Origin of the sequence: Cellulophaga sp. HaHaR_3_176 (assembly GCF_019021925.1) — a bacterium.
Classification (GTDB): Bacteria; Bacteroidota; Bacteroidia; order Flavobacteriales; family Flavobacteriaceae; genus Cellulophaga.
In genome coordinates this window covers 2,952,269-2,964,471 of sequence record NZ_CP058990.1, presented here as the reverse complement: position 1 = coordinate 2,964,471, position 12,203 = coordinate 2,952,269, and the positions used below count along the sequence as shown (strand labels likewise).

The window sequence follows — 12,203 nt, the reverse complement described above, 5'->3', positions numbered from 1 at the left end:
AACTTAATATGGCTAAAAAATTAGAAATTGCATTAGTTCAAACAGAGCTTATTTGGGAGAATCCAAATAAGAACAGGAATTTAATTGAAGCCAAAATTAATGAAATGCCTTCTCAGGTAGACCTGGTTATACTTCCAGAAATGTTTACAACTGGTTTTACAATGAAGCCTAGTGTTTTAGATAAGAATGAAGGACAGAAAACAATAGACTGGATGCTTAAAATTGCTAGCGAAAAACAACTAGCAATTACAGGTAGTGTAGCTTTTTTTGAAAATGATTCTTATTACAATCGTTTATTATTTGTTCAACCAAACGGAAAAATTGATACTTATGACAAGCGACATACTTTTACTTTAGCAGGAGAAGATAAAATATATAAAAAAGGAAGTGAAAAATTAATTATAGATTTTAAAGGTTTTAAAATCTGTCCTCTTATTTGTTATGATTTGCGTTTTCCTATTTGGGCTAGAAATGTAGAAGATTATGACATTTTATTATATGTAGCAAACTGGCCAGAAGTAAGAGTAAAAGCTTGGGATACTCTTTTAAAAGCAAGAGCCATAGAAAACATGACCTATTGTGTAGGTGTTAATAGAGTTGGTACAGATGATACTGGTTTAAAATACTCAGGCCATTCTGCTGTTTACGATGGTTTAGGAGGAACTCTTTCTTTTTCTGATAAAAATGAAGTTATTTATACCACTTTACAAAAAGATCATATTGACTTAATTAGAGGTAAACTAAAATTTTTAGCAGATAAAGATAATTTTACTCTGATAGAATAAAATTGTATTTCTCTTCCCAATTAGCACGCATTTCAATAACTTTAGGAGAGTGGCTTACACGTTCAGGTTGTATTCTTTGTAGGTAGTTTCCAGTATCCCATTTCCCATTTTTATTAGTGTCAAAAATTACCCTTATAGAGTATTTACCAGGGTTTATATTGTTAAAATAAATTGGGTTTGGTGCTGTTGCGTATACTTCTCTTTTTATTTCTGTTCCTTTTTCATCAGTAAGCTGAACTATGGCAGGGTATTCAATTTCTCCACTTAGTTCTAACTCTAAATTCCCGAAGTCAGCATAGCTCTTTGTTGATAGTTTAAAAACTAAAGTATCATTTGTATTCCCGAAAAAATCCTCTAATAAATCGGGTAGTATTCTTAAGTTATAACTTTCTTTAGGTTCTTTTTCAAAATCTACATGAATACTATTATCAATAGTATCTAATGATGCCAAGAATTTTACAGGAATAGAATCGTTATTCATTAATTCTATTTTACTAGTGTCAATCTTAATAATTGGAGTGTTTACATTAATTGAAAAACGATCTTCAAAACCTATGCTACCAGATTTGGTTGGCTTTAAAACTAACGAATCAATATCTACTTTTCTTTTTTTAACAATAAAAGTATCTATTGCTTTCAGTTTTTCATTTTTAATTTTAAAGATGAGAGAATCGACTTCAAAAGGTGTAAACCAATAATTTAAAGAATCTTTATCTCTCTCTTTTGTAATTTTAGTTTTAACTGTATCAGGTAAAATACTCAGCGTTTCTATTTCAATATCTTTATAGTTACCCTGGTAACCAAAAACAATTTTATTTTTTGCTTCGTATTTAGGTACAGAAATAGTATAATCAGGTTGCTCTTTAAATAAGGTAAGTAAAAAAATATCTTCGGTAGGTAGTATTATGGTATCATTTAAAAAAGCAATTTTATCTACTTTTTGATCATACGTGTAATTTTTTGCATCGTCTTTAAGACCGAACAAAGCGTATTTTCCTTTTTTTAAATTTTTCAACTCGAAAATCACAGTACTGTCTAATGTATTTGTAATGTAATTGGGTGGTTTTTTATAAACTGTAGAGTCTGTATAAGCGCTATCTATTTCGTAAAGCATAACACTAATAAAAGTTTCTGCCTTTTTTTTAAAAGCATCTTCAACAACTCCTTTAAATGATAACGAATCAATATAACTTCCTGTAGAAAAAGTATAGGTTAAAAAACTGTTTGGGTTACCTTCATTATTATCAACAATACTCTGCCCAAAGTTTATAGTATAAGTCGTATTTTCTTTTAAGGTATCTTTTAATTGTATCTCTATAAATTTACTAGCAGAGCCAGCAGGCTTGATAATAGGTTTGTTTTTTAAAGGAGGGGAAATAATTAACTGATCTTGAACATCATTAAGTTTTATATATTCATCAAAATACAATCGAATTTTATCAGATTTAAAATTCACTGTCATATTAGCGGGCTCAGCATATTCTAACTTAGGAGGAATAATATCTTTAATTCCACCAGATGGTGTACCTTTTTTAGCACATTGATAAAATGAAAACGTAGCTAAAAACAAAAATAAAAAAGCTAATATTTTTCTGGCCATAATTTTACTTGAAAAAATAAATAACAAAGAAACAACATATTTAATAAAGATAAAGTAGTAAAACAAAGCAAAAACTCAACAAAGTGTTAAGCTTTAGGTACAATGGCCATTGTGAGAATATAAATAGAAACACCCTCTATGTTTTCTAATGCTTTAGCACAAGCCTCTAAAGTTGCACCAGTAGTTACCACATCATCAACCAAAAGAACATTTTTGTTTTTAAGGATATAGTTAGAGTTTAATGAATATAAATTTTGATTGCTCTTCCATCTAAAATACCGATCTTTTTTAGTTTGTGTTTTTGTGTTTTTATTTTTTATTAAAACATCTTCTATATATTTAGAGTTTATATGGTAGGCAATTCTATCCGCAAAAAGAGATACTTGATTGTAGCCTCTCTTTTTTTGTTTCTTTTTATGTAAGGGAACAGGAAAAACAAAGTCTATATTTTCTAATTCGTTGTTCTCTTTTATAATTTGGCCACACCAATCACCTAAAAAAACACCAATTTGTTCTTGATTTTTGTATTTTAAGTTGTGTATTAAGTTTTTAACTATTCCATTTTTAGAGAAGAAAAGGAAAGAATTAGCTTTTTTTATTAAAACACGACCAAAGAAAATACTATCAAATGGGTTTTTTACGTTATAAGTGTACTCGGTGAGTGGAAGTTGATTACGACAAAGTGTACATAATTGCCGTTCACCCATGCTCAATTGTGCATTACAACCAAAACACCCCTTAGGTACTAGGATTCTGTTAATATCATTTAGTATCTTTGAAACCCTATTAAACATAAGTAAAATTTTTAAAACCAGCTTACGCTAACCGATTTAAACCAAAAATGAATTCTCAAGATACTAAATTCAATTATAAAATACTTTTAGCAGCATTATTTGCTGTTATCATAGGTGTTTTAATTGCATTTTACTATAGTCATACAAGAAGTCAAAGTCAAATTGATTTTTTAGAAGATGAGAAAGAAATTTTAGTTAAGGATATTACTTTAATGAAAGCGGAAGTTACTCGATTAGAGTCTGCAAGTGAATTGAATGAAATTGAATTAGAAGATTCTAAATATAAAATTAATCAATTACTGGATTCCGTTGGTACTCTTAATTTCGATATTGCTAAATTAAGAGAGTATAAAAAAGAACTCCGTTTAATGGAGTTAAGGCACGATAGTCTTAAGCTTAAAAATAATTCCTTACGTTACAACAACTCTATAGTTTCACAAAAATATAATGATACTAAGGCTAAAATGGATGCTTTAGAAAACAAGAGTGTATCATTAGAAGAAGCAGAATCTATTTTACGAAAACAAAATAAATTATTAAACGAAGAACTAAAGATTAAGCGTTACTTGAGGTTAAGTACTCCTGAAGCTTTAGGGTATCGATTAAGAAGTGGAAATCCGATACAAACAAACAAAGCGTCAACAATTTCAAGAATACGAGGTTGTTTGGTGGTAGAGCAAGATTTAACGGTAACTAAGGAAGATAAAGTATTATACTTTCAATTTTTAGACCCTAATAAAGGTGTTATTAGCCACAATGCAAATACTATAAACGTAAACGGGAACACGTATAGTAGAAAAGTTGAGTTTGCTTTTGATGGTAATAAATTAGAAATTTGTGAATACATTGCCGTTCCTGAAGGATCTTTACCTAACGGACTTTACACCCTTAATATTTTCGAAAACGAAAAATTACTTAGCTCAACTGAATTTCAGTTAAAATAAATTCTTCAATTTAGGCTAATATTCTATTTTTGCCCAATGGCAAATCAAGAAGATCAATTTAAAAAAGTAATATCTCATGCTAAAGAGTATGGATATGTTTTTCAATCTAGTGAAATTTACGACGGATTAAGTGCTGTATATGACTATGCTCAGAATGGCGCTGAACTAAAAAAGAACATTCGCGAATACTGGTGGAAAGCCATGGTTCAGATGAATGACAACATTGTGGGGATTGATTCTGCTATTTTTATGCACCCTACAGTTTGGAAAGCTTCTGGGCATGTAGATGCTTTCAATGATCCATTAATAGATAACAAAGATTCTAAAAAAAGATATCGAGCAGATGTTTTAGTTGAAGATTATACGGCTAAAATAGAAACGAAGATTAATAAGGAAGTTGCGAAAGCAGCAAAACGCTTTGGAGATTCATTTGATAAGGAACAATTTTTAGCAACGAATCAGCGTGTTGTTGATTATCAAGAAAAGATAAATACAATATTAAAACGTTTAGGTCAGTCTTTAGAAAACGAAGATTTAACAGACGTTCGTAATTTAATTGATGAATTAGATATTGTATGTCCTATATCAGGATCTAAAAACTGGACAGATGTAAAACAATTCAACTTAATGTTTGGCACAAAAATAGGTGCTTCTGCAGATAGTTCTATGGATTTGTATTTGCGTCCAGAAACAGCTCAAGGTATTTTTGTAAACTTTTTAAATGTTCAGAAAACTGGGCGAATGAAAATTCCTTTTGGTATCGCTCAAGTTGGTAAGGCTTTTAGAAATGAGATTGTCGCAAGGCAGTTTATTTTCCGTCAGCGTGAGTTTGAACAAATGGAAATGCAATTTTTTATACAACCAGGCACACAAAAAGATTGGTACGAGAAGTGGAAAGAAAATAGAATGAAGTGGCATTTATCTTTAGGTATGGGTGCTGATAATTACCGTTTTCATGATCACGAAAAATTAGCGCATTATGCAGATGCTGCTGCTGATATTGAATTTAATTTCCCGTTTGGTTTTAAAGAATTAGAAGGAATACATTCAAGAACAAATTTTGATTTATCACAACACGAGAAATTCTCAGGTAAAAAACTTCAATATTTCGATAATGATTTAAAAGAAAGTTATGTGCCATGCGTTGTTGAAACTTCAATAGGATTAGATCGTATGTTTTTAGCTGTTTTTTCTAACTCATTACAAGATGAAGAATTAGAAAACGGAACAACAAGAACCGTTTTAAAATTACCAGCAGTATTAGCACCAACAAAAGCAGCCGTGTTTCCTTTAGTTAAAAAAGATGGTTTGCCTGAGCTTGCTAATGAAATTGTAGCAGATCTTAAATGGGATTTTAATGTTTTTTATGATGAAAAAGATGCTGTAGGTAAGCGTTATAGAAGGCAAGATGCTAACGGTACACCATTCTGTATAACTGTAGATCATCAATCATTAGAAGATAAAACAGTAACTATTCGACATAGAGATACAATGGAGCAACAAAGAGTTGCAATAGCAGATTTAAAAGCTATTATAGGTAAAGAAGTGGATATGAAAGAATGGTTGATGAAAATGTAACAACTTATTTCAAAAAAAAATAAAAAACTCGTGATTCATAATAATTACGAGTTTTTTTCGTTTTTGTAATCTATTACCTACAAAAATAATTTTTTGTTTTATGACTGGTATTTTTTTTGTATTTTCAATAAGTATCAAAAATCAATATAAGGCATAGTTTTTATCTATTAAAAAAAAGATTTTGATAAAAAAAAGTTTGGTAATTTAGTGGTCGATAAAAGAATATAAAAATTAATAATAATGGAAAACAGCCCTCATTCAAGTGGACAACCCAACGGGAAAAATTTTGATATAAATGAAAGTGCAGCAAAATGCCCTTTTTTAAGCGGTACTAATAACCAAACCTCTGGTGGTGGTATTAAAAATAGAGATTGGTGGCCAAACGAATTGAAATTAAATATTTTGCGTCAAAATGCTTCAAAGTCTAACCCTATGGGTGACGATTTCGATTATGCAGCAGCTTTTAATAGTTTAGATTTTGCTTCATTAAAGCAAGAGGTTATTGACTTAATGACAGATTCTCAAGATTGGTGGCCTGCAGATTATGGACATTACGGAGGGTTTATGATTCGTATGGCTTGGCATAGCGCAGGAACCTATAGAGTTGGTGATGGTCGTGGTGGAGCAGGGGCAGGTAATCAAAGATTTGCACCTATTAATAGCTGGCCAGATAACGGAAATTTAGATAAGGCACGTTTATTATTATGGCCTATTAAACAAAAATATGGCAACAAAATTTCTTGGGCAGATTTAATGATTCTGGCTGGTAACTGTGCGTTAGAGTCTATGGGCTTTCCAACGTTTGGTTTTGCAGGTGGTCGTGAAGACGTTTGGGAGCCAGAACAAGATGTATATTGGGGAAGTGAGACCGAATGGGGTGCAAACGAAGCACGTTATGATGATGGTAAATTAGAAGATCCTCTTGCAGCTGTTATGATGGGTTGGATTTATGTAAACCCAGAAGGACCAAACGGAAACCCAGATCCATTAGGTTCAGCACATGATGTTAGAGAGACTTTTGGAAGAATGGCAATGAATGATGAAGAAACTGTAGCACTTGTTGCAGGAGGTCATACTTTCGGTAAAGCACATGGGGCAGCAGATCCTAATGAATATGTTGGTAAAGAACCGCATGGTGCTCCAATTGAAGAAATGAGTACAGGGTGGAAAAATAGTTTCGGTACAGGTGTATTAGATGATACAATTACTAGTGGTATAGAAGGTGCTTGGACGCCAAACCCAACACAATGGGATGCTGATTACTTTGACGTATTATTAAATTACGATTGGGAGTTAGTTAAAAGTCCGGCCGGTGCACACCAATGGGCACCAACAGCGGCATCTAACGCTAAAATGGCGCCGAAAGCAGGTGATGCTAACGGAAGGCAGGCTTTAATGATGACGACTGCAGATATTGCATTGAAAGAAGATCCTGCTTATTTAGAAATTTCTAAGCGTTTCCATAGAGATCATAAAGCGTTTGAAGATGCTTTTGCACGTGCTTGGTATAAATTAACGCATAGAGATTTAGGGCCAATCTCTCGTTATTTAGGACCTGAGGTTCCTAAAGAAGAATTATTATGGCAAGATCCAATACCTACAGTTGAATATGCTTTAAGTGAAAATGATGTGATTACCCTAAAGGGGATGATTTCAGATTCAGGTTTAACGATATCACAAATGGTTAGTACAGCATGGGCTTCTGCATCAACCTTTAGAGGGTCAGATAAAAGAGGTGGAGCAAATGGTGCACGCGTACGGTTAGAGCCACAAAGAAGTTGGGAAGTAAACAACCCAACTGAATTGAATAAGGTGTTAACAGTTTTAGAAGGTATTAAAGCTGATTTTAAAGCTGAAATTTCTATAGCAGATTTAATTGTACTAGCAGGTAATGTAGGTGTTGAAAAAGCACTTAAAAATGCTGGTTATAATTTTAAAGTAGATTTTACAGCTGGTAGAGGAGATGCTACTCAAGAACAAACAGATGTTGAAGGCTTTAGTTACTTAAAACCTTTAGCTGATGGGTTTAGAAATTATATCAAACCAGGTTTAAAAATTGCAGCTGAAGATTTATTAATTGATCGTGCTAACCTCTTGACATTATCAGTACCAGAAATGACTGTTTTAGTCGGTGGTCTGCGTGTGTTAGGTACTAATTACAATCAATCAATACATGGTGTATTTACAGATAAAGTTGGTAGTTTAACAAACGATTTCTTCTCTAACCTTTTAGACTTTACATACACATGGAAAGCTATTGATGAAGATGATACTGTATTTGAAGGTACTAACCGTAAGACAGGAGAATCTAAATTTTTAGGAACTCGTGCAGATTTAATTTTTGGTTCTAATACTGAATTGAGAGCTATTGCTGAGGTTTACGGAGCAAATGATGGACAAGATCGTTTTGTTAAAGATTTTGTTGCAGCTTGGACTAAAGTGATGAATTTAGATCGTTACGATTTAAAAAAGTAATTAAAATTTATAATGTATAATAAAAAAGGTGGTCTGTTATAGACCACCTTTTTATTTTTATATACTTTAAGTATATAGATTTTTGAGCTAAATTATTTCAGATAGTAAAGATTTTGCTTTACTTAGTCTGGTTAGTACAACTATTTTAATTATAGCATAAAAGTGGGCAAGTTTAGCGGTAATAAATCAAACTATCTATTGCTCCGCTCCTCGGGTAAAAGATCATTTTTAAAGGGGTTTTTCGTGAAAGGGAAAACAAGTTGTTTGGCAAAACCTTTGGGAAAGGTAGCATCAACTAAACCGGTTCCTTTTGGCCATTCATTTCCTGGCAAGTAGTATGTTCCAAAAATTTTATCAATAAAAGGAAACACGACTGCAAAATTATTACCATAATGCTCTGGCTCTTCACAATGGTGCCAGTGGTGGTACTGAGGAGTTGTTATAATATATTTAAAAAAACCAAATTTAATACTTGTGTTAGAATGTATCAAAACAGCATGTATAGCAATAAAAACAATATATACGTTAAATGTTAAAGTAGAAAAACCTAATACGTATAGTGGAATATATGACACACTTCGAGTAACGAATATATCTATAAAATGAGTACGAGATCCTGCGAGCCAATCCATGTTTTCTGTTGAATGGTGTATGGAGTGGAATCTCCATAAATAATGATGCGAATGGAAGAAACGATGTGCCCAATATTGAAATATATCAGTAACTAATAAAGCCATGAGTAGTTCAGCAACAAAAGGCAAACCTGATACCCATTCTTGAACTTGTTCTAAATTCATCCAACCAAAAAAAGCTACAGCAGGTTTTTTAGTTAAAATACCAAATAACTGAATAGCTAAATGACTTATTCCAAAATAGATAAGATCTGTCCTCCATTCATCATGAAACTTGGTTTGCAATTTATTTTTTGGAAAAGCGAGTTCTATAGGCACAAATAATAATGCCATAATAAACAAATCTAAAATAAGCCAGTCAAGACCAATACTCCAATTTACCTTTTCTACAGCTCTACCTTCAACAGAAAAACCACCTACGGCAATTGTAGCTACTCCTAAAATAACTCCTATAACAGCATTTTTTTTAGTCTTATTTAGTAATACACTAATTAGAGCAAATAAAAATGTAGCAACGATTGCGCCCAATAAAAGATTCTCGACCATATTTGCCGTGTAAACCTCTCTAAATTCAGGTGTTGTTAATTGTTCAGGAAATTTGAAGCATAAAATGCCAATTAAAGATAAGAGACCAAGAAATACCGATATAGCTCCACTAATCCGCCCTTGACCCACTCGCATTCGTTTACTCTGGTTGCTCATTTTTAATTACTTATACTCCGGATATTAACTCCGTCATTGGTTTGGTTGTAATTATTAACGTAATGTATATTGAGTATAGTGTGTAATAGCGTATTAAGTTTCTTTACTTACAATGATTTAAGAAAAAAATCCAGTTTTTAAAATAACATTACAAGAAGTATATGTAAATGCTATTTGTTTCTATTTTTTAGAAATCCCGATTACATTTGGGATACCCCAGTATTGATTATTGTCATCATTCTCATTAAAATCTGTTTCATAACTGCCCATTTTTTCTACCGTGGTTCCGTTGTGGTTCAAGTAAAAAGAGGCTTCTGGTCCACCCTCTAAATACATTAAGTTATATAAATCAAGAGAAGATTTTGATAGAATATCTATAAAATCATGTACAGAGTAAGGAGATCGGACAAATATAAAAAGGGCATTACCTTGTTTGTCTTTTCCAATTACAACCATGCTCCATTTTTTACTCTGTTGGCCCCATCTGTTTGTCTGATTGCAATCCATCATACGAATAGATTGTGTAAATGAGTTGTATTGGTTTTTTAAAGATTCCCAATTTTGACATTTTAGATCAATAATTTGAAACTCAGGTACACTATCATTTTTTCTATTAAAAGCAGCAATTGTATTATCGCTATTTAATCGATTGTTGTTGACAAAATCAAAATTTTTCATGTAACCGAGGTTAGTGGCATAATCTCTCATATACATACCTGCATTAATTACGGCAATCTGGTTTTTTTCTTTAGCCCAATTTGCAGCAGTTCTTACGCTTTGTTTATGCTCTTTTGCACTGTGTATATTAAAGTTATATAGTTTAGGAGAAATTTTAAGAATTGAAATTTTACTATCTCCAAGCGTGGATTTTTTAGGCGCTAGATATTCTGTATAAAACAGACCTTCATCAATTTTTTTCCATTCAATTTCATCGTTAGAAAAATTACTAGATGATAATGTTGTTAAAGCTATAATTGCTACTAAAATTGATAGTGAGTTTTTCATTAAAGTTATTTTAAATAGTACTAATTTTAATATGCTATTTATTTTTCTAAAATCCAGTTTATTAAATCTTTTTTATCAACTATAGACCAGCTATGCGGGTGTCTTTCTCCATTTGCTCTATAACCTTTATTGTTTGTAGCAATATATTCTACATTCTTAAATTTTTGCTCTTTTAAACTTACTTCTAAATTTTTGATGTAGTAAGCATTTGTTTGGTCAAAACCAGCCATTCTATTTTTTTTCCACCAAATTGTATCAGGTTCTGTATAAAGCCTGATTTTAGTGTTTTTTAAATTCTGTAAGTTTAATGTATGGTTTGATTTATAAGTGAATAAAGATTTGTTTTCGTAATTGCTTAATGAGTCATTAGGATTTCCAAAAGCATTTTCTAAAGTTTTTATTATCCAATTACTTTCTTGTATTGCGGTTTTAGAAAAATCTCTTTCAATATTTTTTTCTGATGAATAATACAATGCTGCTAAATCAATAGGTGAGTCTATAATAAAAACACCTTTAGGGTTAATATTAAATTGGTCCATACTTAATATATAATTGCTAATCGATAAACTTACAACGCCGCCACTCGAAAACCCACCAATGAAAATAGCATCATTTGGCAATTTGTTTTCTTTTATAATTTCTTGAAGCATTTCTGCAAGTAGGTGTTTTTCATTTTCCTCTAACCAAAGTTTTTTATTGTAATTTAAATAAAGAACAGCAATGTCATTTTCCTTTGACACTTCAAGTATTTTAAACTCTCTTTTAATATCTTCAATATTTTCTGGGTAACCACCAAATAGTATTAAAACTGCTTTAGCTTGTTTAAGGGGCTTGTAAAGTTCATAGTTTTCTGATATAACTTCAGAAATTTGAGGTTCTATACTCTTCTCTTGTGTTTTGTTATTCTTACAGGAAAAAAAACCTAAAAAAATGAATAATATATAAATTCTAGCCATGGTTATACACTGCTTTATTATTAATTATTTTTTGTCCATATAACATCAAACACCTCGCAAACAATCAACATTTTATCAGTTTCTTTTTGTTCTCTTTCAGGTACTACAGTCTTAAAAAAGTTCAAATGTTCTTCTTTCCATTTTTTGAGTGGTTCAATATCGGTTCCCATATCTAATTGAGCATAATTTTTAGATATTTTATTAAAAGCAATTGTATCTACACGACTAGTTTCTATTATTGCTTGAGCTTTACCATCAAAATCGGTTACTATTTGTTTTTTTCCGACTTCGGGTAAATCAACACCATACTGTTCGTATAAAAAATATAAGCTAGAAGAAGCTTTCTTTTTTCCATTTAAAGCTAATTCAGCTAATCGATCTGCATCTTCTTTATTATCATGAAAATAGTCAGACATTGGCATTTGCTGATCTCTAAATTCAGGATTTGCCTCAGTATAGTTCTTCCACATTTCATAAACAGTTTTATCTATACCACGCTCCGTTTCTTGTATTTCTTCAATTTCTAAGTTGGATTCATTTCCCGTTTTTATTTCTACTTTAGGGTCACTTTTACAGCTAATAAAAATCAAAATAAAAATGAGGAGAGTGTTTTTCATAGGTTTATATAGTAGTGTTTTTATACTTTTTCTAATTTGATGACAAAAAAGAAGAATCAATTCCTTAATTTTTCATTATCCATTCATGAATCTAACCGTAATTATTTCAGTCCAA

General features: G+C 31.4%; 10 protein-coding genes. 4 read left to right on the top strand and 6 right to left on the bottom strand.

All coding sequences use genetic code 11. The features are described from left to right. The first annotated feature begins 8 nt into the window (after nt 1-8). Nucleotides 9-785, top strand: coding sequence for a nitrilase family protein (locus tag H0I23_RS13040; protein ID WP_216783734.1), 777 nt, complete (start codon nt 9-11; stop codon nt 783-785). Here the strand turns inward: H0I23_RS13040 and H0I23_RS13035 are convergent. Then, nucleotides 769-2,385 (bottom strand): Ig-like domain-containing protein, encoded by a 1,617-nt coding sequence (locus H0I23_RS13035; RefSeq protein WP_216783733.1) that lies wholly within the window; start codon nt 2,383-2,385, stop codon nt 769-771. The two genes, H0I23_RS13040 and H0I23_RS13035, sit on opposite strands and share 17 nt — an antisense overlap. An 86-nt stretch (nt 2,386-2,471) precedes the next feature. Next, entirely contained in the window at nt 2,472-3,179 is a 708-nt protein-coding gene (locus H0I23_RS13030; RefSeq protein ID WP_216783732.1) for a ComF family protein, read from the bottom strand. Between the two features lie 47 nt (nt 3,180-3,226). Between H0I23_RS13030 and H0I23_RS13025 the strand changes: the two genes are divergently transcribed. The 3 genes from H0I23_RS13025 to katG all read left to right on the top strand — a co-directional run bounded on the left by H0I23_RS13025 (nt 3,227) and on the right by katG (nt 8,176). Further along, entirely contained in the window at nt 3,227-4,123 is an 897-nt protein-coding gene (locus H0I23_RS13025) for a hypothetical protein (protein WP_216783731.1), read from the top strand. Between the two features lie 36 nt (nt 4,124-4,159). Continuing rightward, nucleotides 4,160-5,701 carry a glycine--tRNA ligase gene (locus H0I23_RS13020; protein WP_216783730.1) on the top strand — a complete coding sequence of 514 codons (1,542 nt, stop codon included), beginning with the start codon at nt 4,160-4,162 and terminating at the stop codon, nt 5,699-5,701. Nucleotides 5,702-5,941: 240 nt separating this feature from the next. Further along, nucleotides 5,942-8,176, top strand: coding sequence for a catalase/peroxidase HPI (gene katG, locus H0I23_RS13015; protein ID WP_216783729.1), 2,235 nt, complete (start codon nt 5,942-5,944; stop codon nt 8,174-8,176). Nucleotides 8,177-8,367: 191 nt separating this feature from the next. On the opposite strand, the gene H0I23_RS13010 is transcribed toward katG, so the two are convergent. From H0I23_RS13010 to H0I23_RS12995, 4 genes are all read right to left on the bottom strand, one after another. Continuing rightward, a complete protein-coding gene (locus H0I23_RS13010; RefSeq protein ID WP_216783728.1) occupies nt 8,368-9,510 on the bottom strand; it encodes a sterol desaturase family protein in 1,143 nt (380 codons plus the stop codon). Nucleotides 9,511-9,690: 180 nt separating this feature from the next. Beyond that, the gene (locus H0I23_RS13005; RefSeq protein WP_216783727.1) at nt 9,691-10,515 is read right to left on the bottom strand and encodes a phosphodiester glycosidase family protein; all 825 of its coding nucleotides are present in this window, start codon (nt 10,513-10,515) and stop codon (nt 9,691-9,693) included. A 38-nt stretch (nt 10,516-10,553) separates the two neighbouring features. Further along, nucleotides 10,554-11,471: a hypothetical protein gene (locus H0I23_RS13000; protein WP_216783726.1), complete on the bottom strand. Its 918-nt coding sequence runs from the start codon at nt 11,469-11,471 to the stop codon at nt 10,554-10,556. Nucleotides 11,472-11,491: 20 nt separating this feature from the next. Next, nucleotides 11,492-12,088, bottom strand: a complete 597-nt coding sequence (locus tag H0I23_RS12995; protein ID WP_216783725.1) for an ASCH domain-containing protein — start codon at nt 12,086-12,088, stop codon at nt 11,492-11,494. Nucleotides 12,089-12,203: the final 115 nt, after the last annotated feature.